This is a genomic window from Enterobacter sp. Taxon_8 (assembly GCF_058354585.1).
In genome coordinates this window covers 3,539,701-3,563,980 of sequence record NZ_CM177989.1, presented here as the reverse complement: position 1 = coordinate 3,563,980, position 24,280 = coordinate 3,539,701, and the positions used below count along the sequence as shown (strand labels likewise).

The window sequence follows — 24,280 nt, the reverse complement described above, 5'->3', positions numbered from 1 at the left end:
ACGATTCTCCGTCATTATGCGTTGTTTTCTCTGATTGATAGCTTAACAACGAAATGCAGGCGACAATAGTCGGCAGAGTTATTATGGGGAGACAATATGGCGATTTGGGTTGATGCGGACGCGTGTCCGAATGTGATTAAAGAGATTTTATTTCGCGCCGCCGAGCGCGTTCAGATGCCGCTGACGCTGGTGGCGAACCAGAATATTCGCGTACCGCCTTCGCGGTTCATCCGCTCTTTGCGCGTGCCGGCCGGGTTCGACGTGGCGGATAACGAAATTGTCCGCCTGTGCAGCGTGGAGGATCTGGTGATCACGGCGGATATTCCGCTGGCTGCCGAAGTGCTGGAAAAAGGGGCCGCGGCGCTCAATCCGCGCGGAGAGCGATACTCGCCGTCGACCATTCGCGAGAAGCTCACCATGCGGGATTTTATGGATACGATGCGGGCCAGCGGCGTGCAGACCGGGGGACCGGACAGCCTGTCACAGCGCGATCGTCAGCAGTTTGCTGCCGAACTGGATAAATGGCTGCTGGAAGTAAAGCGCCGCACAGCGTAATGATAATTATTGTCAATTTGTGGTACAGTGTGGCTTCCACAGGGTTGTCATCCCGTACCGCTTTGCAGTAAAGTAATCGCAACATCTTCTGCAATTATTTCTTTACACTCTTCAGCCATCCGGCATCAAGGGGAACACCTGGCTATGACCCAACCCATCTTTTTAGTTGGCCCCCGCGGCTGTGGGAAAACCACCGTTGGCCTGGAGCTGGCACGCGTGTGTCATCGCCAGTTTGTGGATACCGACCACTGGCTGCAAACCGAGGCCGGAAAAACCATCGCTGAGATTGTTGAGCAAGAGGGATGGGAGAGCTTTCGCGCGCGCGAAACGGCCGCGCTGAAAGCGGTCACCACCCCGTCTGCCGTGATCGCGACCGGGGGTGGCATTGTTCTGGCGGAGTGTAATCGTCACTTTATGCGCGAAAAGGGGATTGTGATATACCTTAGCGCGCCGGTGTCGGCCCTGGTTGGGCGTCTGGAAGCCTTTCCGGAAGAGGGACAACGCCCTGCGCTGACCTCCAGGCCGCTGAACGAAGAGGTGAGTGAAGTGCTGGCGGAACGCGATGCGTTATACCGCGAAGCGGCTCACCACGTGGTGGATGCGTCAGCCTCTCCTGAAGACGTTGTGATTCAGATTATTACCGCCCTGCGTTTGGCTTGTGCCAGCTAAGCGGCGTCTATACTTATAGCTCAGACATAAAAAAAGGATGAGCTATGCCAACCAGACCTCCCTATCCGCGTGAAGCGCGCATTGTTACTGTTGAAAAAGGCCATACGGGTCATACCGTGACCTGGTATCAACTGCGTGCCGATCACCCCAAGCCGGACTCGCTGATCAGTGAACACGAGACTGAACAGGAAGCGCTGGATGCGAAACGGCGCTATGAAGATCCCGATATAACCTGAATGTTTTCCTAAACGCTCCAGGATCGTGCCTGAATCACACTTTTTACTCATCGTGAAAGTTAAGCAGGAGTTAATATTTAGTTATTACAAGTAACTCTGGTATCGGCAGGCGATCTTTACATTTCGATGTCGGGATCACCTGCTACGCTTGGTGCTGTTTTGTTGAAAAAACGAACTGTGCAGCGTAGTGAGCCTGTACCTGTGTGCACGATGTTGGAGTAATGGAAGGCGATAAAGATGAAGGCAACGTTGGCGATCCTCACCATTGGTGTGGTCCCTGTAAGCGAAGTGTTACCGCTCTTAACCGAGCATGTATCTGAACAACAGATAACGCATCTTAGCCTGTTGGGGAAGATGAGTCGGGAAGAGGTCATGGAGGACTACGCTGTCGAGGCGGGGGAGGATCCCCTGGCGACGTTATTAAGTGACGGTAAACTGGCGCACGTTTCACGCCAGAAAATCGAGCGCTCGCTGCAGGGCGTGATAGAAGTGCTCGATAATCAAGGTTATGACGTTATTTTGCTGATGAGCACGGCTCCCATTAAGGGGCTGATGGCGCGCAATGCGATTTTACTGGAACCGATGAGGATCATTCCGCCGCTGGTGGCCTCCATCGTGGATGGTCATCAGGTGGGGGTGATTGTCCCCATCGAGGAACTCATGGATAACCAGGAGGCAAAATGGCACGTGCTGGAAAAAGTGCCTTTGTACGCACTGGCCAATCCGTTCTGGGACAGTGAGGCCAAACTCATTGCTGCCGGGAAGGAACTGCTGGAGAGAGGGGCCGATGTCCTGATTCTGGACTGCCTGGGTTTCCACCAGCATCATCGTGATTTACTGCAAAAAGCGCTGGATGTCCCGGTGCTGTTATCCAACGTTCTGATGGCTCGCCTGGCCTCGGAACTGCTCGTGTAATGATTTTGCGTGACAGGTGATGAGCATGGCCCCTATAGTGAATTTTTATCTAAAAATATAAGGGCCAGTTCATGCTTCAGAGTAACGAATACTTTTCCGGTAAAGTGAAATCCATTGGTTTTACCAGCAGCAGCACTGGCCGCGCCAGCGTTGGCGTAATGGCAGAAGGGGAATACACCTTTGGCACGGCGGAAGCGGAAGAAATGACGGTCGTCAGCGGTGCGCTGAACGTCCTGCTGCCGGGCGAAACGGAATGGAAAGTTTACGCTGCCGGGCAAGTTTTCAACGTCCCTGGCCACAGCGAATTTCATTTGCAGGTGGCTGAGCCCACCTCTTATCTGTGCCGCTACCTGAAATAAAAAATTAGCCGGGTGGCGCTAACGCTTACCCGGCCTACGTTTTGCCCGTTATCGCTGCGCTTCGCCGCCGAGACCTTCCACCAGATTCTGAATCAACGCGGCCAGCTCGCCGGTCATCAGGATGAAATCCGCGTCAAAACGCTGGGCGTAATCTTCTCTGTCGATATCTTCGTTCTGATCGCGCAGCTCGTCGCAGAACTTCAGACGCTTCACGGAGCCGTCGTCGCACATCACGAACTGGATGCGCTGCTGCCAGTCGAGCGCCAGCTTGGTGACCACTTTACCCGCTTCGATGTGTACGGCGATCTCGTCGCTGACCAGATCCTGCTTCTTCGCGCGGATCACGCCGCCATCTTCCAGCAGGGCTTTCAGCTCGGCTTCATCAAGGATCTGGAAGCCCTGGGCCGCAGCGCCGCTGCGTACCCATTCGGTCAGCGTCAGCTCGATCGGCGTTTCCAGCGCCAGCGGAACGACCGGTAAAGATCCGATGCTTTTGCGCAGCAGGGCCAGCGTATCTTCTGCTTTCTTGGCGCTGGCGCAGTCCACCATGATCAGCCCGTTGACGGTGTCGATCCACATCATGGTCTGGCTGAAGCGGCTAAAGGCGCGCGGCAGCAGGGAGTGCAGTACTTCGTCCTTCAGCGAATCTTTTTCGGTTTTTTTCAGCTTGCGGCCCTGTTCGGCTTCCAGCTTAAAAATTTTCGCCTCGAGCGCCTGCTTAACCACCGGCGTCGGCAGGATTTTCTCTTCTTTACGGGCACAGACGATAATTTGACCCGTGCTGCTGGCGTGGGTCAGTGCATCGCTTTGTGAACCCATTGGCGGAACCCAACCGGTTTTTGCCATATCCTGGCTACCGCAAGGGGAAAAGGTATAAGCGGCTAACTGTTTTTCCATCTCTTCTGCACGCAGCGAAACGTCGCGGCTGAGACGGTAAACCATCAAATTTTTGAACCACAGCATGATAATTTCCACGGCCTTGTCGTTAAATCAGCGGGCATGATAACGAATTGTCGCATCGCTTGCATTGCTAATCGGGATGCGTGCTTCTACTCTGTTGATAATCAAAATAATGAGGAGAGTCTTGTGCGTATTGGGATCGATTTGGGTGGCACCAAAACAGAAGTTATCGCACTGAGCGAGCAGGGGCAGCAGCTGTTTCGCCATCGTCTGCCAACGCCGCGCGATGATTATCGCCAGACTATCGAGACGATTGCTCAACTGGTTGAGATGGCCGAGCAGGCGACAGGGCAAACCGGGAGCGTAGGGATGGGGATCCCGGGGTCGATCTCGCCGTATACCGGCGTGGTTAAAAATGCCAACTCCACCTGGCTCAACGGTCAGCCGTTCGATAAAGATTTGAGCCAACGTCTGAACCGGGAAGTGCGTCTGGCCAACGACGCTAACTGTCTGGCGGTCTCCGAGGCCATCGACGGCGCGGCGGCAGGTGCCCAGACCGTGTTTGCCGTGATCGTCGGTACCGGCTGCGGTGCGGGCGTGGCGTTTGGCGGACGCGCCCATATCGGCGGTAACGGCACCGCGGGTGAGTGGGGTCACAACCCGCTGCCGTGGATGGATGAAGACGAGCTTAAATACCGCGCTGAAGTGCCGTGCTACTGCGGAAAGCAGGGCTGTATTGAGACGTTTATCTCCGGTACCGGTTTTGCGACCGACTACCATCGCCTGAGCGGCCAGCAGCTTAAGGGAAATGAGATTATGCGTCTGGTCGAAGCACAGGATCCGGTGGCGGAGCTGGCGCTGAGCCGCTACGAAATGCGGCTGGCGAAATCGCTGGCCCACGTGGTGAATATTCTCGATCCAGACGTGATTGTGCTCGGCGGCGGCATGAGCAACGTCGACCGGCTGTACGCCACGGTACCGAACCTGGTGAAGCAGTGGGTCTTCGGCGGCGAGTGTGAAACCCCGATCCGCAAAGCTGTCCACGGTGACTCCAGCGGCGTGCGCGGCGCGGCGTGGCTGTGGCCGGAATAAAAGCAAATAGTGTTTATTCCCTCTCCCTGTGGGAGAGGGCAAGGGGGAGGGGCACCAGAACGCACCGTTCCACCCTTCACCCCACCGCAAATTCCTTATCCAGCCTGCTATACCCCAGCCCGTTAATTTTCTTCACCTTGATCTGCACCGGAATACGCTCTTTCATCGCCTCTACGTGGCTGATCACGCCGATGGTTTTCCCGGTGGCGTTCAGTGCGTCGAGCGCATCCAGCGCGGTATCCAGCGTTTCACTGTCGAGCGTGCCGAACCCTTCATCCAGGAACAGGGAATCGATCCGCGTTTTATGACTCACAAGATCGGAAAGCGCCAGCGCCAGCGCCAGGCTGACCAGGAAGCTCTCGCCGCCTGAGAGCGTGCGGGTATCGCGAACCGCATCCGCCTGCCACGTATCCACCACTTCCAGCTCCAGCGCGTCGCTGGCCTTACGCTGCAATAAATAACGCCCGTGTAGACGGTTAAGCTGCTGGTTAGCAAGCCAGACAAGATTGTCCAGCGTCAGCCCCTGGGCGAACTTGCGGAACTTGTCGCCGGTGCTCGAGCCGATCAGCGCGTTCAGGTACCCCCAGTCGTCTGCCTGGCGCGCGGCCTCTTCAATTTCCTGCATCAACGCCAGCTGGTGCTGCCGGTTATCGCTGTCCTGCTTAAGCTGCTGACGGATCTCACCCTGATGTGTGGTGTTCTCGCGAAGCCGTTGCGCCAGCTGCTGCAGCTGGCTTTGCAGCGCAGGAGCATCTTCGTTGAGCCCTTCCGGCCGCAGCGCCAGATGAGACTGCAGCTGTTGGTTCGCTTGCCCGCACAGCGCCGCAGCCTGCTGTATCTGGTTTTCCAGCGACTGCTTCAGCTGTTCGAGATGGCGAATGGCATCGTCATCCAGCAGGGCGGCAAGAAACGCGTCCTGGTCGGCAAAGCAGCTCGCCGAGAGCGCCGCGGTGAACTGCGTCTGCGACTGCTGCAGGCGCTCTTGCTCCAGCGCTTCCTGCTGCTGCTGCGCGGTGAGCTGGCTTTGCAGCGACACGCATTCGTCGTGGATGGCGCGCCAGTTATCAGGGATAACCGGTTCGGCGTCTTCGCTGTTCGTTGCCGGAAGCGCGTCGAGCAGCGGCTTCAGGGCGTTTATGCGTTCCTGAAGCACGCCGTGCTGCGCTTGCTTCTCCTGCCACTGCGCGAATTCAGCTTCACGGGCCTGAAGCCAGGCGGCTTCCTGACCCTCTTCAGGTGCGTTAAGTGAGAGCGCGAGCAGGGCATGTTCTAGCGCCTGGCGCGTGGCCGCCAGCTGCTGCTGATACTGCCGCTCCTGCGCTTCCTGTTCGTTCAACTGGTTCTGCAGGGTCAGCCGCTGGCTGAGCTGATAAAGCTGGCGCTCGTACTGTTCCTGTTCGTTCAGCCATGGCGCGATATCATCCTGAATATTCAACGCAATGTTCAGGGACGTGCAGGCCGCCATCCACTCTTTAGTGAGCGCTTGCTCTTCCTGAGAAAGCGTCTGCGCGTCGTCTGTTTCACGCTGGATCTGCTGAGTCAGGGCATTAACCTGTCCCAGCACCAGCAGGCCTTCCTCTTTAAGCGCGGCGACCTCTTTTTCCAGGGCATCACGGCGGCGCTGGTTATCCGTCAGCTCAAGCGACTGATATTGCTCAACGGCCGGATGTTCGCAGGAACCGCACAGCGGACAGGGTTTACCCGCCTCAAGCTGCGAACGGTAATGCTCCAGCTTCTTGATTGTTGCTTCGGTTTCGCACAGGGCTTTCAGGTCGAGATAGTGCTGGTTTTTTTCTTTGTACTGCTGGCGGCGCAGCGTCAGCGTTTCATTGAGTTTATTTTGTTCGGCCTGCGCCTTCTGCACGCTTTCACCGCTCTGACGCAGGCGCTTTTGCAGCGGCTGATAGCGGGCATGCAGCGACGTCAGCTGCTGGCGCAGCGTGCGTGACCGGGACTGCTGCTCCATGGCTACGCTGACTTCGTCCGCCGTTAGCGTCAGCGCATTTTCCGGCATCGCAACCAGCCTGTTGCGTAATTCACTTATCCGCGCCGCAAGCGAGGCTAACTGCGTTTTATCGCGGTTAAGCTGCGAGAACTGGGCACGCCATCCGGCGATCTCCTGCCCCAGCAGGCGATAACGCTCGTGCTCCGCCAGCCACTGCGCCAGCGCCGTCAGTTCGGTCTGAAGCTGCTCGTGGTTACGCAGGGCGGTATTGCGAATACGCGAACGCAGCGCGGTTCTGGCTTGTAAGCGAGTATTTACTTCGATAATACGCTGCTGCGTTTGCGTCAGGCGTGCGGTTTGTTCCTGCTGATGCTCCCAAAGCGGTCGAAGCTGGGCGGCGGGCAGAGCAAGCTGGAGTTTTGCCAGCTCAGGTGCTGCGTCCGCCAGCGCCTGTTGCGCATGCTGCTGGAGCGCGTTGACGCGCTGTTGCTCTCTTACGAGCTCTTCATGGCGCGTAAGCCACTGAAAATCTTTCTGTTGGCTTTGCTGCTGTTCCAGCAGGATTTTCTCTTCGTCAGTAAGTGCCTGCAAACTTTGCTGTAACTGCTGCTGTTGCTCTTCACTCAACAGCACGACGCCCGCCGCCTGCGCCTCGCATTTTTCAAGCACGCTGCGGGCGGCTTTGTGTTTTTCAAACACCATGGCGGAAATCTGGCCGTAGATCTCGGTGCCGGTCAGCTCTTCCAGTAGCTCGGCACGATCGCTCGGTTTGGCGTTGAGGAAGGCAGCAAACTGCCCCTGTGAGAGCAGCATCGAGCGGGTAAAGCGGCCATAGTCCAGCCCGGTGAGCGCGGCGGTTTGCTCCAGTTTATCCGTCACTTTGTCGGCCAGGATTTTGCCATCTTCGCAGCGCGCCAGCTCAACGCGCGGTGCCTGCAGGTTCCCGTCAGACTGGTTGCGCGCCCGGTTCTGGCTCCAGAAGGCGCGGTAGGCGATGCCTTTTACCTCGAACTCCACTTCCGCCAGGCACTCGGCGGTGTCGCGCGTCATCAGATCGTTTTGCGCCTGGGAGACCTTATTCAGGCGCGGCGTTTCGTGATAAAGCGCCAGACAGATGGCGTCGAGCAGGGTAGTTTTACCTGCCCCGGTCGCGCCGGTGATGGCAAACAGCCCGTTGCTGGCAAACGGCTCAGCGGTAAAGTCAATTTTCCACTCGCCCTTGAGGGAGTTGATATTTTTCAGGCGCAGGCTCAGAATTTTCACGCGTTTTCTTCCTCATCATTGAGCGCGTGCAGGGTATGGCTGAACAGTTCGCTGAGCCTTGCGCGCTTCGTGTCGTCGATTTCCTCCTGCGAGAGCCTGCGTTCAAACACCTCTTCAACCCGAAGCTCACTGAGCGTTTCGCGTTGAGCGCTTAACAGAATTTTCTCGCGCTGCTCGCGGCTGCGGCGCACCAGTAACACCTCTACCGGTAAGTCTTCGGTCAGTGCCTGGATTTTTCGCTGCATATCGTGCAGGTAGTCGTCGGTGGTGATTTCGATATCCAGCCAGACGGGGGGATCTTGCTCGACGCCGCGCCACTGCTCCAGCTGGGCGGTAATGGCGTCGAGATCGCCCTTCAGCACCGCCAGCGGCTGGGTGACGGGTACCTCCAGTGTTTCGACGGCGCTGAGTTTGCCCTCGCTAAAACTCACCAGATGCACGGATTTGGCTTTGCCCGTTTCGTCAAAGCTGAGCGAAACAGGTGAGCCACAGTAGCGGATATGCTCGCAGCCGCCGATGACCTGAGCGCGGTGGATGTGGCCGAGCGCGATGTAGTCGGCTGGCGGGAAGTTTTGCGCCGGAAAGGCATCCAGCGTGCCGATATAGATGTCACGCACGGCGTCACTTTTACTGGCCCCGACCGTGGTGAGATGCCCGGTTGCAATCACCGGAATCGGCTGGTCACCCCGCAGTGCACAGGCTTCGGCGTGCTGCTGGTGGTAATAGTCGGTGATGGCCTGTAATAAATGCTGCTGCTTTTCCGCACCCGACAGCCCCGCCTGGCTTTGCACGATGTCGCGCGGACGTAAAAACGGTATCGGACACAGCACCGCCCCCGGCGACCCGTCGCGTTTTTTCAGGATCTGCGGGGCGTGCCCGGCGCTGGCGACGACGGTGGTATTGAGAAACGCCAGGATGTCGCGGGATTCATTCAGCGTTGCGACGGAATCGTGGTTGCCGGCGACAATCACCAGATGACACCCTGTTTGCTGCAAATTCACCACGAAGCGGTTGTACAGCTCGCGCGCGTAGCTCGGCGGCGAGCCGGTATCAAAAATATCTCCCGCCACGATAATCGCGTCCACCTCATGCGTCCGGGCCGTTTCCAGCAGCCAGCCCAGGAACGCTTCATGTTCAGCCGCACGGCTTTTGCTGTAAAAATTTTGACCCAGATGCCAGTCCGAGGTGTGAAGTATGCGCATAGCTGATCCGTGGCAAAAAAGAGAAAGCAGGATTATAAACGTTCAGAGAAGGGAAAATAACCGCTGTAATAAAACAACGGTTTGCCCGTTAACGTGGTACTGTTTTTCATAAATCTGTCATAAATCTGACGCATAATGGCGCCGAATTACAAACTTGTAACGTAAATAAGATAAGACAGGGCAAAGTATGGCGAGACGTATTCTGGTCGTAGAAGATGAAGCTCCAATTCGTGAAATGGTGTGCTTCGTGCTCGAGCAAAACGGCTTCCAGCCGGTTGAAGCGGAAGATTATGACAGCGCAGTGAACCAGCTGAATGAACCCTGGCCCGATCTGATTCTGTTGGACTGGATGTTGCCCGGCGGCTCCGGACTGCAGTTTATCAAACACCTGAAACGTGAAGCGCTGACCCGCGATATCCCGGTTGTGATGCTCACGGCGCGCGGAGAAGAAGAGGATCGCGTGCGCGGTCTGGAGACCGGTGCGGACGATTACATTACTAAACCGTTCTCCCCAAAAGAGCTGGTGGCTCGCATTAAAGCCGTGATGCGCCGTATTTCGCCGATGGCGGTGGAAGAGGTGATCGAAATGCAGGGGCTGAGCCTTGATCCTACTTCTCACCGTGTGATGACCGGTGAAAATCCCCTCGACATGGGGCCTACCGAATTTAAACTCCTGCACTTCTTTATGACCCACCCGGAGCGCGTTTACAGCCGCGAGCAGTTGCTGAATAACGTCTGGGGAACTAACGTGTATGTCGAAGACCGGACGGTTGATGTACATATTCGCCGCCTGCGAAAAGCACTGGAATTGAGCGGCCACGATCGCATGGTGCAGACGGTCCGCGGCACGGGTTATCGTTTTTCTACCCGTTTCTGAACAATGACAGGAGTATGACGCGTGCTGGAACGTCTGTCATGGAAAAGGCTCGTCTTTGAACTGATCTTATGCTGTATTCCGGCCTTCATTCTGGGGGCCTTTCTTGGACACCTGCCGTGGTTTCTGCTGGCGTCGGTCACCGGGCTGTTGATCTGGCATTTCTGGAATCTGCTGCGCCTCTCCTGGTGGCTGTGGGTTGACCGAAGCATGACGCCGCCGCCGGGAAGCGGCAGCTGGGAGCCGCTGCTTTACGGTCTGCATCAGATGCAGATGCGTAATAAAAAGCGTCGCCGCGAGCTGGGAAGCCTGATTAAGCGTTTTCGCAGCGGTGCAGAGTCGCTGCCGGATGCCGTGATCCTGACCACCGAAGAAGGGACGATCTTCTGGTGTAACGGCCTGGCGCAGCAGCTGCTGGGCCTGCGCTGGCCGGATGACAATGGCCAGAATATCCTCAACCTTCTGCGCTATCCCGAGTTCACGCTGTATCTGAAAAAGCGTGATTTCACCCGTCCGCACAATCTGAAGCTCAATAATGGCCGCCATCTGGAAATACGCGTGATGCCCTACAGCGATAAGCAGTGGCTGATGGTGGCGCGCGATGTTACCCAGATGCACCAGCTGGAAGGGGCGCGTCGCAACTTCTTCGCCAACGTCAGCCACGAACTGCGAACCCCGTTGACCGTGCTGCAGGGCTACCTGGAGATGATGCAGGAGCAAACGCTGGAAGGTGCGCCGCGTGAAAAAGCGCTGCACACCATGCGCGAGCAAACGCACCGGATGGAAGGCCTGGTGAAGCAGCTGCTGACGCTCTCGAAGATTGAAGCGGCGCCAACGCTCGCGCTAAATGACACCATTGATGTCCCGATGATGCTGCGGGTCGTGGAGCGTGAAGCGCAGACGTTAAGCCACAAAAAGCATCACCTGACCTTTGACGTCGACAACACGCTGAAGGTGCTGGGCAGCGAAGATGAGCTGCGCAGCGCCATTTCCAACCTGGTGTATAACGCGGTGAATCATACGCCGGAGGGGACGGATATCGTGGTGCGCTGGCACCATACCCCAACGGGGGCCGAGTTTAGCGTGGAGGACAACGGGCCGGGGATTGCGCCGGAGCATATTCCGCGTCTGACCGAGCGCTTCTACCGTGTGGATAAAGCGCGATCGCGCCAGACGGGCGGAAGCGGCCTGGGGCTGGCAATTGTGAAACACGCGGTGAATCACCATGAAAGCCGTCTCGATATTCAGAGTACGCTGGGTAAAGGAACCCGCTTCAGTTTCGTTATTCCGGAACGATTAATTGCCAAAAAGATCGCCTGACGGCGGGCGTGTCATTTTACCTTTCCACGGGTCAGCCATCGCTGGCCCGTTTGCTTTGCAGTCAAGCGAAACGCGGATGAATTTTATACGGCTGGCTGTTTTTTGTTCGCATGATTAGCCATGGGTTTTTCTTATAAACAGCGTATTGTGCTGGTGCGTGTTTTCATGCTGGCATATTGTTCTGGTTTTGCGATTCCACCTTGCCTTTAAACGTTATAAGCGTTTAAATTGCGCCCCAGATACTGTCAGACCGACTGTATTTGCGTGGTAAATCGAAAAACTATTCTTCTCCACGCCAGGACGGGAGCATTTCCCGCTGAAATTGAGCAAATTTTCGGCTGTATCGTCCCGTGAGGGATATCGAAAATCTCAATGTTTTCAACACCACATCCACAGGCAGTAAGGTTTTATGACCCATCACTTAAAATCGCGTGACATCATCGCGCTGGGCTTTATGACATTTGCGCTGTTCGTTGGCGCAGGCAACATCATTTTCCCTCCAATGGTTGGCTTACAGGCGGGTGAACACGTCTGGACCGCCGCGTTTGGTTTCCTGATTACTGCCGTGGGTCTGCCGGTGCTGACCGTCATCGCGCTGGCGAAAGTCGGCGGCGGTGTTGATAGCCTCAGCACCCCGATTGGCAAAGTGGCGGGCGTTCTGCTGGCAACCGTCTGCTATCTCGCCGTTGGCCCGCTGTTTGCGACCCCGCGTACGGCAACCGTGTCCTTCGAAGTGGGTATTGCTCCCCTGACCGGTGACGGCGCGATGCCGCTGTTTATCTACAGCCTGATCTACTTCGCGATCGTGATTCTGGTTTCCCTCTATCCGGGCAAGCTGCTGGATACCGTGGGTAACTTCCTGGCTCCGCTGAAAATTGTGGCGCTGATTGTTCTGGCGGTAGCGGCCATCGTCTGGCCCGCCGGCCCGATTAGCGACGCGATGGACGCCTATAAAAATGCCGCGTTCTCTAACGGCTTCGTGAACGGCTACCTGACGATGGATACGCTAGGCGCGATGGTGTTTGGTATCGTTATCGTTAACGCCGCGCGTTCCCGCGGTGTGACCGAAGCGCGTCTGCTGACCCGCTACACCATCTGGGCCGGCCTGATGGCTGGTGTGGGGCTGACCCTGCTGTATCTGGCGCTGTTCCGTCTGGGTTCCGATAGCGCCATGCTGGTTGAGCAGAACGCCAACGGTGCGGCTATCCTTCACGCCTACGTGCAGCACACCTTCGGCGGTGCGGGCAGTATGCTGCTGGCAGCGCTGATCTTCCTGGCCTGTCTGGTTACCGCGGTTGGCCTGACCTGCGCCTGCGCAGAGTTCTTTGCACAGTATCTGCCGCTTTCTTACCGCACCCTGGTGTTTATCCTCGGTATCTTCTCCATGGCGGTGTCTAACCTCGGTCTGAGCCACCTGATTCAGGTCTCTATTCCGGTGTTGACGGCGATTTATCCGCCGTGCATCGTACTGGTAGTGCTGAGCTTTACTCGTCCGTGGTGGAACAACTCTTCACGAATTATTGCGCCAGCCATGTTTATCAGCCTGATTTTTGGTATCCTTGACGGGATTAAAGCATCAGCTTTCGCGCACATACTGCCGGCATGGACACAGCGTCTGCCGCTGTCCGAGCAGGGTCTGGCCTGGTTGATGCCTACCGTTGTTGCACTGGTTCTGGCGATTATCTGGGACCGTGCTGCAGGGCGTCAGGTCGCATCGAACGCTCATTAATCAACGGCAACAAACTGTTTAACCACGGGGCTTAAGGCCCCGTGGTTTTTTGTTTTTTTCGTGTTGAATGGCAAGATTTAAATGGAAAGCACTAACAAACTTAAACGTGGATTGAGCACGCGCCACATCCGCTTTATGGCGCTGGGCTCTGCTATCGGCACCGGTCTTTTTTATGGCTCGGCAGATGCCATCAAAATGGCCGGTCCTAGCGTTCTGCTGGCGTACATTATCGGCGGCGTGGCGGCGTATATCATCATGCGCGCCCTCGGCGAAATGTCGGTTCACAACCCCTCCGCCAGCTCATTCTCCCGCTACGCGCAGGAAAACCTCGGCCCGCTGGCCGGGTTTATCACCGGCTGGACCTACTGCTTCGAAATCCTGATTGTTGCGATTGCCGACGTGACGGCGTTTGGCATCTACATGGGCGTCTGGTTCCCGGCGGTACCGCACTGGATTTGGGTGCTGAGCGTGGTGCTGATCATTTGCGCCGTCAACCTGATGAGCGTGAAGGTGTTCGGCGAGCTGGAGTTCTGGTTCTCCTTCTTCAAGGTCGCGACCATCATCATCATGATTGTGGCCGGTTTCGGGATTATTATCTGGGGGATTGGCAACGGCGGGCAGCCGACCGGGATCCACAACCTCTGGAGCAACGGCGGCTTCTTCAGCAACGGCTGGCTCGGGATGGTGATGTCGCTGCAGATGGTGATGTTCGCCTACGGCGGTATCGAGATTATCGGTATCACCGCCGGGGAAGCGAAAGATCCGGAGAAATCCATTCCGCGCGCCATCAACTCTGTGCCGATGCGTATTCTGGTGTTCTACGTGGGTACGCTGTTCGTGATCATGTCCATTTACCCGTGGAATCAGGTAGGCACCAACGGTAGCCCGTTTGTCCTGACCTTCCAGCATATGGGCATTGCGTTTGCGGCCAGCATTCTGAACTTTGTGGTGCTGACCGCGTCGCTTTCGGCGATTAACAGTGACGTCTTTGGCGTAGGCCGTATGCTGCACGGCATGGCGGAGCAGGGCAGTGCGCCGAAGGTGTTCGCCAAAACCTCACGCCGCGGCACGCCGTGGGTGACCGTCGTGGTGATGACCGTGGCGCTGCTGTTCTCGGTTTACCTGAACTACATCATGCCGGAGAACGTCTTCCTGGTGATTGCATCCCTGGCGACCTTCGCAACCGTCTGGGTGTGGATCATGATCCTGCTGTCGCAGATTGCCTTCCGCCGTCGCCTGTCGCCGGATGAGGCGAAAGCGCTGAAGTTCAAAGTACCGGGCGGCGTTGCGACGACCGTCGTGGGGCTGATCTTCCTGGTGTTTATCATTGGCCTGATTGGCTACCATCCGGACACCCGCATTTCACTGTACGTGGGCTGCGCGTGGATTGTGCTGCTGCTGGTGGGCTGGGTGTTTAAATGCCGCCGCGACCGTCAGCTGGCGGAAGCGCAGTAATCTTTTTTTCTCCCTCTCCTTGTGGGAGAGGGTTGGGGTGAGGGCATCAGGCTGCACTGGTGCCTCCTCCCCCGTCCTCCTCCCCCAATAAATCCCATCATGGTGAGCTATCCTTAACCACCCTGTGGCAAGGTGACGTCAATTTCATCAAAGGGGATTCGTGATGTTAAACGCCTGGCACCTTCCGGTTGCCCCATTTGTTAAGCAAAACAAAGACAACCTTGTGATTACGCTCTGGCTGGCGGGGGAAAATCAGCCTGAACGCGTGACGCTCCGCGCCGAAATCGATAACGAAGAGACCGGGTTGAAAATGCACAAGCTGCGCAGCCAGCCGCAGCCTGGCATCACGGCCTGGCGGGCGAATATCGACCTGCGCAGCGGGCAGCCGCGCCGCCGTTACAGCTTTAAGCTTTTATGGAACAACCGCCAGCTGTGGTTTACCCCGCAGGGATTTAATCGTTTCCCGCCCGCACGGCTGGAACAGTTTGCGGTCGATTACCCGGATAACGGCCCGCAGTGGGTTAACGATCAGGTCTTTTACCAGATTTTCCCGGACCGTTTTGCGCGCAGCGAAAAGCGCACTGCCGACCAGGATAAGATCTATCACCACCATGCGGCGGGTCATGACATTATTCTGAAAGCGTGGGACGAGCCATTAACCGCGCAGGCGGGCGGATCGACCTTCTACGGCGGCGATCTCGACGGCATCAGCGAAAAGCTGCCGTACCTGAAAAAACTCGGCGTGACGGCGCTGTATCTCAACCCGGTGTTTAAAGCCCCGAGCGTACACAAATACGATACCGAAGATTATCGCCACGTTGACGCGCAGTTTGGCGGTGACGAGGCGCTGCTGCGCCTGCGTAGGAACACCCAAAACGAAGGCATGCGCCTGATTCTGGACGGCGTGTTCAACCACAGCGGAGATTCGCATACGTGGTTTGACCGGCATAACCAGTCGATGGGCGGGGCATGTCATAACCCGGACTCGCCGCAGCGCGACTGGTACAGCTTTAACGAGGAGGGGCGTGCGCTGGACTGGCTGGGTTACCCAAGCCTGCCGAAGCTGGATTTCCAGTCGCCGTCTCTGGTGAACGAGATTTACGGCGGGGAAGACAGCATCGTGCGCCACTGGCTGAAGGCACCATGGAATATGGACGGCTGGCGCCTGGACGTGGTGCATATGCTCGGTGAAGCGGGCGGAGCGCGGAATAACCTTCAGCACGTCGCCGGGATCACGCGCTCGGCGAAAGCGGCTCAGCCGGAGGCGTTCGTTTTTGGCGAGCACTTTGGTGACGCGCGCCAGTGGTTGCAGAATGATGCGGAAGATGCGGCGATGAACTATCGCGGCTTTACCTTCCCGCTGTGGGGATTCCTCGCCAACACCGATATCTCCTACGATCCAAATCATATCGACGCGGAAACCTGCATGGCGTGGATGGAGAACTACCGCGCCGGGCTGTCGCATCAGCAGCAGCTGCGGATGTTTAACCAGCTCGATAGTCACGACACCGCGCGCTTTAAATCCCTGCTCGGCAAGGATGTTGCGCGTCTGCCGCTGGCGGTGACCTGGCTCTTTACCTGGCCGGGCGTGCCGTGTATCTACTACGGAGACGAGGTGGGGCTGGACGGCAACAACGATCCGTTCTGCCGCAAAACTTTCCCCTGGGAGCCAGCGAAACAGGACAAGGTGCTGTTCAGCCTGTATCAGCGCCTGGCGAAGCTGCGTAAGCAGAGTCTCGCCCTGCGCTATGGCGGCTGTCAGGTGGTGTACGCCCACGATAACGTGGTGGTGTTTGCTCGCATCTATAACCAGCAGCGCGTGCTGGTGGCGATAAACCGGGGCGAGGCCTGCGAAGTGGTGCTGGATGATTCGCCGCTGCTGAAGGTGGCAGCGTGGAAGAGTAAAGAGGGCAAGGCCACGATTCAGGACGGCGTGCTGGCGCTGCCTGCGATATCCGCGACGATCTGGTTCGGCAGCTAATGCGCTAATGTTTCCACCTTTTAAGATGGCGCAAATGCAACGATTTGTGTCAATCTTAACAGATCGTTTACGGTGAAGGTGGAAACATGGACGAGCTTTACATCCTTGGCTGTTTATTCCTGGTTTTTGCGCTGCTGGTTGCGCCCGTGCTTGCGGTTATCGGGTTTAACCGAAGTACGGCAGCGCGGCAGGAGATAGCCCTGCTGCGCCAGCGCATAGAGGCGCTTGAGCAGCGCGGCGTGCCTCAGAACGCGTCGGAACCGGTGCAGACCGCCGCGCCGGAGGCAATTACCGCGCCAGTGGTGGAGGACGCTCCCGCGCCTGTCGACCCCTGGCGACCCGATATTCCCGCAGCGGTGGCAGAACCCGCTCTGGCGCCTGCGCCAGCGGCAAAACAGCCTTCAGCCTTTGGCGGCATCCTGACGTCGCTTGCGCGCTGGTTCATGCAGGGCAATCCGCTGGCGAAGCTTGGCATTCTGCTGCTCTTCCTCGGCCTCTCTTTTCTGCTGCGCTATACCGTCGAACATTCCCTGTTCCCGCTTGAGCTGCGCCTCGTGGCAACGGCGCTGTTTGCCGTTGTTCTGCTGGCGATTGGGTGGCGGGTGCGGCACAGGCAGCGCGTCTATGCGCTGATCCTCCAGGGCGGGGCGACCGGCGTGCTCTACCTGACGGTGTTTGGTGCATTCCGGCTCTGGCAAATGTTGCCGATGACGCTGGCCTTTACGCTGCTGGTAGTGATTTGCGCGGCAAGTGTCGGGCTGGCAGTGCTGCAGAAGGCGCTGAGTCTTGCCATGCTGGCGAGCCTTGGCGGATATCTCGCGCCGCTGCTCTTATCTACTGGGGGCGGTAGCTTTGTCGCACTTTTCTCTTTCTATCTTCTGCTGTCCATCGGCATTCTCGCGATCAGCATCTGGCAGCACTGGCGCGAGCTGAACCTGCTCGGGCTGCTGTTTACGTTCGGCGTGGGCGGCCTGTGGGGGCTGAATGACTACCAGCCTGAAGACTATTGGATCTGCCAGCTGTTCCTGATTGCCAATACGCTGATTTTCGGCGTGCTGAGCGTGGCGCTGTCGCTGCGGGCGCAGGAGAAAGGGAAGCAGATTATCGACGGCGTGCTGCTGTTTGCCCCGCCGCTGGTTGGTTTTGGAATGGAGTACGGCATGACGCAGCACTGGGACTATGGCCCGGCGCTGAGTGCCCTCGGATATGGTGCCTTTTATCTTGCCCTCGCGTTCCTCGCGCTGCGTCGCTATCCCTCCCTCGGACGACCGCTGGTCATGGCGGCGCTGGCGATCGGCGGCGGGTTTGCCACGCTCGCCATTCCGCTGGCGCTGTCGGCGCGCTGGACGGCGATGGCCTGGGCGCTGGAGGGGCTGGGGATTCTCTGGCTGGGCGTGCAGCAGCATCAGCGTCGCATGAGCTATAGCGGGACGGCGCTGCTGGTGCTGGCGCTCGGCAGCGCGCTGTGGGCACAAACGGACGGCGTTACGGCGCTGAGCCTGTTCCTCATCTTCGCCATCCTCAGCCTTTGCTGGCTGGCTGCGGCCTGGCTGTGGCGGACTCTCTTCCTGCCGGTCAGCTGGGCGCTGCTGGCAGGCGGGCTGCTGTTCTGGATAGTGGCGCAGCTGGGCGCGTCGCAGCTGGTACTGACGAAGGAATTACCGATTCTGGCGGGCGTGCTGGCGCTGACGGCGGCGTCGGTCTGGGGCTGGCGGCAGGTGGCTGCTCGCCTGACGTGGCGGGAGCTGAACGCCAGCAAATGGCTGCTGTGGCCGGTTATGCTGCTGATGTTGGGTTATCAGCTCTGGCATCAGCAGATCGTTACCGCCGGCTGGTCAAACCTGGCCTGGTGCGTTGCGCTTCCTGCCGCGCTAATGCTGTTGCGGCGCGATGGTGAAAGACTCCTGCCGCGCATCGCGATGGGGCTGCATTTGTCGCTGTTCTGGATGATTTTGCTGGCGCTGGCCGCGGAGCTTTACTGGTTTGCCCGGTCTCTGCCGTGGGGAATGGCGGCCTGGGGAAGCGGATTAGCGATGGCCGCAGGTGGCGGGATTATTATGGCACTTTCTGCAGCCGTACGGCGTCGCGTGTGGCCGTTCCGGGAGTGGCCTGCGCTCTATGCGTGTCTGGCACCGATCCCTGTCGTCGTGGCGCTGCTGGTATTGCTGGTGGTGACCAATTTCCAGGACGGCGTGGTCTATCGTCAGACCTGGCTGCCGCTGGTGAACCCGCTCGAGGAAGGTGCTGCGTTCGCGTTGCTGGGGCTGGTGGTCTTTTATCGGGTGGTGGATCGCTACTACCCGTCATGGCTTGCGCAAGCGCGCCCGTGGCCTGCCGTCGCGATTATGGCGTTTGGCTTCTGGTGGCTAAACGGTGTGCTGATGCGCGCCCTGGCCTGGTACGGCGACGTGGCCTGGAATATGGCATCGCTGTGGGATTCGCGGCTGATCCAGACAAGCTTTGCCCTGTTCTGGATGTTGAGCGCGCTGGTGGTCATGATCCATGCCACCCGCAGGGCTTCCCGGCAGGAGTGGCTTTGCGGTGCCGCGCTGCTGGGTGTGGTGATGGTGAAACTGATGCTGGTGGACAGCGCGGGCGGAGGCGGTCTGTCGCGCGCGGTGGCGTTTATCGGCGTGGCGATACTGGTACTGATAGTGGGCTATTTCTCGCCGCTACCGCCAAAAACAGGAGATGAAAAATGAAATGGATGAAAGCGGTTGCGTGTACCGCGCTGCTGGTGCTTTCCGGCCCGGCGTTCTGCGACGAAATACCAACGGAATCGCCCCGTGACTATGCCTTTGGTCGTTCACTCGACACGTCCGTTCCTTCCCGGTGGTATCGGGTAATGCTGCCGCTTGCCGTCTATGAGCAAAGCACGTCGCCGGATCTGCACGATGTCCGCGTCTTTAACCAGTCGGGTGAGCCGGTTCCCTTTAGCCTGATCGCCGCTACGCGCCCGCAGGCGACAGCGCAATCCACGGCGCTGCGCCTCTTTCCGCTTGACGCCTCGCCGCTCGCGGCTGGCTCAGACGCCGGTGACAGCGATAAGATCCGGCTCCGTTCCCGAAACGGCATTGAGATTGTGCTGGAGGGGCAAAAAGCCGCCGCCGTCGGGCAACATTACCTGCTGACCCTGCCGGAGCAGACGACGGGTGAGCTGGCTATATCCCAGCTGCAGCTCCTCTGGAATACCCATGAGACGCCGTGGCAGGGAACGGCGTCGGTCTATTACAGCGAGGATCTCAAGCGGTGGTATACCCTGCGCGAGGATATGCCGCTGCTGGACGTCGTCAGCGGTCAGGATCGTCTTAAGCTCGATCGGCTCGATACCGATACGGTTTTATCTCCCGATGCGAATCGCTATCTCATGGTGGTGCTGAATACGCAGAGCCAGGGGGTAACGTTGACCGGCGTAAACGCAATCAGCGCACCTGCCCAGGCGGCCCCGGAAGAGATTAGTCTTGAAGGGGAAGGTGAGCAGCTATCGACAAGTGAAGCTCAGTGGCGCTGGGCGCGCCCGCAGCCGCTGAGTGCTGTCAGCATCTCGCTGAACGGCGATGGCGTCCTTCCCGTGGAGATAGCGTGGCGGAGTACCGAAAAAGAGGCATGGCACCCCCTGAAGAAAGAAGTGATTTACCGTCTGGAGGGGAAAACGTCCGGACCGGTTTCGCTTAGCGGGGGCCCGGTGCAGGCAGTGAAAATCACGACGCTGAATGCGCGTCTGCCAGAATACCTGCCGAGCGTTACGGGGCATCGCGACCGCTATGATCTTGTGTTCAACGCGCAGGGGAAAGCGCCGTACGTCCTCGCATGGGGCAACGGTGCCGCAAAGCCTGCCAGCGTGGAGCCTGACATGCTGATCCCAGCCGACCTGCGCAAGACCTATGATATGGCGAACCTGCCGCAGGCCGATATTGTGGATGATGTCGCGTTGGGCGGCGAGGGGCGGCTGAACGCCACCTCTGCAGCTGAGCGGGCGAGCTGGATGAACGCCCTGCTGGTATGGGGCGTACTGATTGCGGGCGTGATCCTGCTTGCGGGCATGGCCTGGCGCATCTGGCGAGAGACGCAGCGTAAGGCATAAAAAAAGGCCCGCATAAGCGGGCCTTTTTCGTAAACCGTGCCGATTACAGGCTGGATACGTTCTCAGACAGGTATTTAGCTACGCCGTCTGGGGAAGCAGCCATACCTTCTTTACCTTTTTCCCACTGAGCCGGGCACACTTCGCCGTGCTCTTCGTGGAACTGCAGCGCGTCAACCATGCGCAGCATTTCGTCGATGTTACGGCCCAGCGGCAGATCGTTCACAACCTGGTGACGAACGATGCCGTTCGCGTCGATCAGGAAGGAACCGCGCAGCGCAACGCCAGCGTCCGGATGTTCGATACCGTAAGCCTGCTGGATTTCGCGTTTGATGTCCGCAACCATTGCGTATTTCACCGCACCGATGCCGCCTTTGTCGACAGGGGTGTTACGCCATGCGTTGTGTACAAACTCAGAGTCGAAGGAGACGCCAACAACTTCCACGCCACGCTTCTGGAATTCTTCATAACGTTTGTCGAATGCGATCAGCTCAGACGGGCAAACGAAAGTGAAGTCCATTGGCCAGAAGAACAGAACGGTCGCTTTACCGTTGGTGTGCTGTTTGAAGTTGAAGTTTTCAACGATTTCACCGTTGCCCAGAACTGCTGCAGCTGTAAAATCCGGAGCCGGACGAGTTACCAGAACCATATGATTCTCCTGTAGATACTAAGGTTATTTGGAACGCAACGCGAGCCAGTATAGAGAGTGTGCATGGATAAGACAAAGAGGTGGTGACAATCGTTCCGCCAGCTTTTACCTATCAATGTGAATTCTGTTACAGCTGTTTGTTTTTCGCCTGCACCATCATGCGCGGGTAAAACTGCCAGAAGCGGGTCTCCAGCGCATCGTAATGTTTATCCAGGTCATACCAGGAATCCCGCAGCGCATCCAGGCGCGGGCGACGGCTCGCCATCCCATTCAACACGTTCTGAATGAAGTCCATCTCACGATAGCGCTCCAGCCAGCGTTCTGACCACAGGTAGTTATTCAGATTCACAAAGCGCGGCGGCGAGTCGGGCAGAATGATCGACACCTGCTGATGGGCATAACGCACAAATTCCGGCAGGGATAGCTCCGGCGAGAGCTGTGCCCAGTGGCGCGACAGGAAGTGATCCCACATCACGTCGAGGGTAATCGGCGCAACGCGGCGCGTTTCCGGCCGAAACCACGCTTTGGCTTCCGTCACTTCCGGCAGCTTATCCGTCAGCACGTCGATGCGGCGGTGCATAAAAATCCCGTCGACAACCTCAGGGGAGTAGTCCTCCGCGGGGTTGCCGCGAACGAAATCGGCCAGCAAATTGCCGGAAAGGGAGCTGTCAGCGAGGTGCGCGAGATGCAGGTGAGCGAGAAAATTCATGCGTTTTTTTGTCCGGGGGCGGCTAGTTGTTGCAGCAAAAGGGTGTGAGCACTAGACTATGCCGCCTGTTTTTAAGTCACGAGTATACGTCATGCGCGTCGCCGATTTCTCCTTTGAACTACCTGAATCCCTGATTGCTCACTATCCCATGCCTGAGCGCAGCAGCTGTCGCTTACTGTCACTGGATGGGCCAACGGGCGAGCTGACGCACGGTACTTTCACCGATTTGCTCGACAAGCTCAACCCTGGCGATCTGCTGGTCTTTAACAATACCCGCGTGATCCCGGCGCGCCTGTTCGGCCGCAAAGCCAGCGGCGGCAAGATTGAAGTGCTGGTCGAACGTATGCTCGATGATAAACGTATTCTGGCACATATTCGCGCATCTAAGGCGCCAAAGCCGGGCGCGGAGCTGCTGCTGGGCGATGATGAGAGCATCAAGGCGACCATGACCGCGCGCCACGACGCGCTGTTCGAGGTGGAGTTCAACGACGAACGCACGGTGCTCGATATCCTGAACGCCATCGGCCACATGCCGCTGCCGCCGTATATTGAGCGTCCGGACGAAGAGGCTGACCGCGAGCTGTACCAGACCGTCTACAGCCAGAAGCCTGGCGCCGTCGCTGCGCCGACCGCGGGCCTGCATTTTGATGAGCCGCTGCTGGAGAAACTGCGCGCGAAGGGCGTGGAGATGGCGTTCGTGACGCTCCACGTCGGCGCGGGGACCTTCCAGCCGGTGCGCGTGGACAGCATTGAAGACCACATCATGCACTCTGAGTATGCTGAAGTGCCGCAGGATGTGGTGGACGCGGTGCTGGCGGCGAAAGCGCGCGGCAGCCGCGTCGTGGCGGTTGGTACGACGTCCGTGCGCTCACTCGAGAGCGCCGCGCAGGCGGCTAAAAACGGTCTTATCGAACCGTTCTTTGGCGATACGCAGATCTTTATCTACCCGGGCTATCAGTACAAAGTAATTGACGCGCTGGTGACCAACTTCCATCTGCCTGAATCGACGCTGATTATGCTGGTTTCCGCGTTTGCCGGTTATCAGCACACGATGGCGGCCTACAAGTCTGCGGTAGAACAAAAATATCGCTTTTTTAGCTACGGGGACGCGATGTTTATCACGTACAATCCGCAGGCTTTGAATGAGCGTGTCGGGGAATAAGTCCGCGGCACCGTTTTACAACGTTGGACTGTTTTTCTGACGTCGGAGAAAAAATGAAATTTGAACTCGATACCACCGACGGTCGCGCGCGTCGCGGTCGCCTGGTGTTTGATCGCGGCGTGGTGGAAACCCCCGCGTTTATGCCTGTGGGCACGTACGGCACCGTAAAAGGGATGACGCCGGAAGAAGTAGAAGCCACGGGCGCACAGATTATCCTCGGCAACACCTTCCACCTGTGGCTGCGTCCGGGCCAGGAGATCATGAAGCTCCACGGCGACCTGCACGATTTCATGCAGTGGAAAGGCCCTATCCTGACCGACTCCGGCGGCTTCCAGGTCTTCAGCCTGGGCGATATCCGCAAGATCACCGAGCAGGGCGTTCACTTCCGTAACCCGATCAACGGCGATCCGATTTTCCTCGATCCGGAAAAATCGATGGAGATTCAGTACGATCTCGGATCTGATATCGTGATGATCTTCGACGAATGTACGCCATACCCGGCCGACTGGGATTACGCCAAGCGTTCAATGGAGATGTCTCTGCGCTGGGCGAAGCGTAGCCGTGACCGCTTTGACTCCCTGCAGAACAAAAATGCGCTGTTCGGCATTATCCAGGGCAGCGTTTACGAAGATTTACGCGATATCTCGGTTAAAGGTCTGGTAGAGATAGGTTTTGATGGCTACGCTGTCGGCGGTTTGGCTGTGGGTGAGCCGAAGGAAGACATGCACCGCATTCTGGAGCATGTCTGCCCGCAAATCCCGGCGGATAAACCACGATACCTGATGGGCGTGGGGAAACCGGAAGATCTGGTTGAAGGCGTACGCCGCGGCATTGATATGTTCGACTGCGTCATGCCAACCCGCAACGCGCGTAACGGCCATTTGTTCGTTACCGATGGCGTGGTGAAAATCCGTAACGCGAAGCATAAGAGTGACACCAGCCCGCTCGATTCCGAGTGCGATTGCTATACCTGTCGCAATTATTCTCGCGCGTATCTGCATCATCTCGATCGTTGCAACGAGATTTTGGGCGCGCGTCTCAATACCATTCATAATCTTCGTTATTATCAGCGCTTAATGGCTGGTTTACGTAAGGCTATCGAAGAGGGTAAATTAGAGAGCTTCGTGACCGATTTCTACCAACGTCAGGGGCGGGATGTTCCACCGTTGAACGTTGATTAATTT

The 24,280-nt window shown here is 57.7% G+C and carries 20 protein-coding genes; 15 read left to right on the top strand and 5 right to left on the bottom strand.

Annotated elements, in window-relative coordinates; all coding sequences use genetic code 11:
- Positions 1 to 96 precede the first annotated feature (96 nt).
- From AC4IBF_RS16995 to ppnP, 5 genes are all read left to right on the top strand, one after another.
- Positions 97 to 555 (top strand): YaiI/YqxD family protein, encoded by a 459-nt coding sequence (locus tag AC4IBF_RS16995; RefSeq protein ID WP_033144747.1) that lies wholly within the window; start codon positions 97 to 99, stop codon positions 553 to 555.
- 144 nt (positions 556 to 699) lie between these two features.
- Positions 700 to 1,224 carry a shikimate kinase AroL gene (gene aroL, locus AC4IBF_RS16990; RefSeq protein WP_032639634.1) on the top strand — a complete coding sequence of 175 codons (525 nt, stop codon included), beginning with the start codon at positions 700 to 702 and terminating at the stop codon, positions 1,222 to 1,224.
- A gap of 44 nt (positions 1,225 to 1,268) precedes the next feature.
- The gene (gene yaiA / locus AC4IBF_RS16985; protein WP_023334675.1) at positions 1,269 to 1,460 is read left to right on the top strand and encodes a protein YaiA; all 192 of its coding nucleotides are present in this window, start codon (positions 1,269 to 1,271) and stop codon (positions 1,458 to 1,460) included.
- Positions 1,461 to 1,697: 237 nt separating this feature from the next.
- Positions 1,698 to 2,375, top strand: a complete 678-nt coding sequence (locus tag AC4IBF_RS16980; RefSeq protein ID WP_111963439.1) for an AroM family protein — start codon at positions 1,698 to 1,700, stop codon at positions 2,373 to 2,375.
- A gap of 71 nt (positions 2,376 to 2,446) precedes the next feature.
- Entirely contained in the window at positions 2,447 to 2,734 is a 288-nt protein-coding gene (gene ppnP / locus AC4IBF_RS16975; RefSeq protein WP_008503270.1) for a pyrimidine/purine nucleoside phosphorylase, read from the top strand.
- 48 nt (positions 2,735 to 2,782) lie between these two features.
- Here the strand turns inward: ppnP and rdgC are convergent, their stop codons facing one another.
- The gene (gene rdgC, locus AC4IBF_RS16970) at positions 2,783 to 3,697 is read right to left on the bottom strand and encodes a recombination-associated protein RdgC (protein WP_023310540.1); all 915 of its coding nucleotides are present in this window, start codon (positions 3,695 to 3,697) and stop codon (positions 2,783 to 2,785) included.
- A 123-nt stretch (positions 3,698 to 3,820) separates the two neighbouring features.
- Between rdgC and mak the strand changes: the two genes are divergently transcribed.
- Positions 3,821 to 4,726 (top strand): fructokinase, encoded by a 906-nt coding sequence (gene mak, locus AC4IBF_RS16965; protein ID WP_143344746.1) that lies wholly within the window; start codon positions 3,821 to 3,823, stop codon positions 4,724 to 4,726.
- A 76-nt stretch (positions 4,727 to 4,802) separates the two neighbouring features.
- On the opposite strand, the gene sbcC is transcribed toward mak, so the two are convergent.
- Together sbcC and sbcD are read right to left on the bottom strand one after the other, a co-directional pair.
- Positions 4,803 to 7,934 carry an exonuclease subunit SbcC gene (sbcC, locus tag AC4IBF_RS16960; protein WP_143344747.1) on the bottom strand — a complete coding sequence of 1,044 codons (3,132 nt, stop codon included), beginning with the start codon at positions 7,932 to 7,934 and terminating at the stop codon, positions 4,803 to 4,805.
- Positions 7,931 to 9,136: an exonuclease subunit SbcD gene (gene sbcD, locus AC4IBF_RS16955; protein ID WP_325813136.1), complete on the bottom strand. Its 1,206-nt coding sequence runs from the start codon at positions 9,134 to 9,136 to the stop codon at positions 7,931 to 7,933. Before sbcD ends, sbcC begins: the two co-directional genes overlap by 4 nt.
- Positions 9,137 to 9,323: 187 nt before the next feature.
- On the opposite strand from sbcD, the gene phoB reads away from it, so the two are divergent.
- The 7 genes from phoB (at position 9,324) to AC4IBF_RS16920 (ending at position 20,579) form a co-directional block, all read left to right on the top strand.
- On the top strand, positions 9,324 to 10,013 hold the full coding sequence (phoB, locus tag AC4IBF_RS16950) for a phosphate response regulator transcription factor PhoB (RefSeq protein ID WP_008503265.1): 690 nt from the start codon (positions 9,324 to 9,326) through the stop codon (positions 10,011 to 10,013).
- A 21-nt stretch (positions 10,014 to 10,034) separates the two neighbouring features.
- Complete coding sequence (gene phoR, locus AC4IBF_RS16945) at positions 10,035 to 11,330, top strand: phosphate regulon sensor histidine kinase PhoR (protein ID WP_045909799.1); 1,296 nt, start codon at positions 10,035 to 10,037, stop codon at positions 11,328 to 11,330.
- 409 nt (positions 11,331 to 11,739) lie between these two features.
- Positions 11,740 to 13,059: a branched-chain amino acid transporter carrier protein BrnQ gene (brnQ, locus tag AC4IBF_RS16940; protein WP_111963434.1), complete on the top strand. Its 1,320-nt coding sequence runs from the start codon at positions 11,740 to 11,742 to the stop codon at positions 13,057 to 13,059.
- An 81-nt stretch (positions 13,060 to 13,140) separates the two neighbouring features.
- A complete protein-coding gene (gene proY / locus AC4IBF_RS16935; protein WP_008503261.1) occupies positions 13,141 to 14,514 on the top strand; it encodes a proline-specific permease ProY in 1,374 nt (457 codons plus the stop codon).
- Positions 14,515 to 14,677: 163 nt separating this feature from the next.
- On the top strand, positions 14,678 to 16,495 hold the full coding sequence (gene malZ / locus AC4IBF_RS16930) for a maltodextrin glucosidase (RefSeq protein ID WP_133293871.1): 1,818 nt from the start codon (positions 14,678 to 14,680) through the stop codon (positions 16,493 to 16,495).
- Positions 16,496 to 16,581: 86 nt separating this feature from the next.
- Positions 16,582 to 19,197 (top strand): DUF2339 domain-containing protein, encoded by a 2,616-nt coding sequence (locus AC4IBF_RS16925; protein WP_252092586.1) that lies wholly within the window; start codon positions 16,582 to 16,584, stop codon positions 19,195 to 19,197.
- Positions 19,194 to 20,579, top strand: a complete 1,386-nt coding sequence (locus AC4IBF_RS16920) for a DUF3999 domain-containing protein (protein WP_491462976.1) — start codon at positions 19,194 to 19,196, stop codon at positions 20,577 to 20,579. Before AC4IBF_RS16925 ends, AC4IBF_RS16920 begins: the two co-directional genes overlap by 4 nt.
- A gap of 43 nt (positions 20,580 to 20,622) precedes the next feature.
- Here AC4IBF_RS16920 and AC4IBF_RS16915 read toward each other — a convergent pair whose 3' ends face one another.
- Entirely contained in the window at positions 20,623 to 21,225 is a 603-nt protein-coding gene (locus tag AC4IBF_RS16915; protein WP_008503347.1) for a peroxiredoxin, read from the bottom strand.
- Positions 21,226 to 21,352: 127 nt separating this feature from the next.
- Entirely contained in the window at positions 21,353 to 21,934 is a 582-nt protein-coding gene (gene acpH / locus AC4IBF_RS16910; RefSeq protein WP_133293874.1) for an ACP phosphodiesterase, read from the bottom strand.
- Positions 21,935 to 22,025: 91 nt separating this feature from the next.
- On the opposite strand from acpH, the gene queA reads away from it, so the two are divergent.
- Both queA and tgt read left to right on the top strand, forming a co-directional pair.
- Positions 22,026 to 23,096, top strand: coding sequence for a tRNA preQ1(34) S-adenosylmethionine ribosyltransferase-isomerase QueA (gene queA / locus AC4IBF_RS16905; RefSeq protein ID WP_252092588.1), 1,071 nt, complete (start codon positions 22,026 to 22,028; stop codon positions 23,094 to 23,096).
- A gap of 53 nt (positions 23,097 to 23,149) precedes the next feature.
- The gene (gene tgt, locus AC4IBF_RS16900) at positions 23,150 to 24,277 is read left to right on the top strand and encodes a tRNA guanosine(34) transglycosylase Tgt (protein WP_003859110.1); all 1,128 of its coding nucleotides are present in this window, start codon (positions 23,150 to 23,152) and stop codon (positions 24,275 to 24,277) included.
- The last annotated feature ends 3 nt before the right edge of the window (positions 24,278 to 24,280 follow it).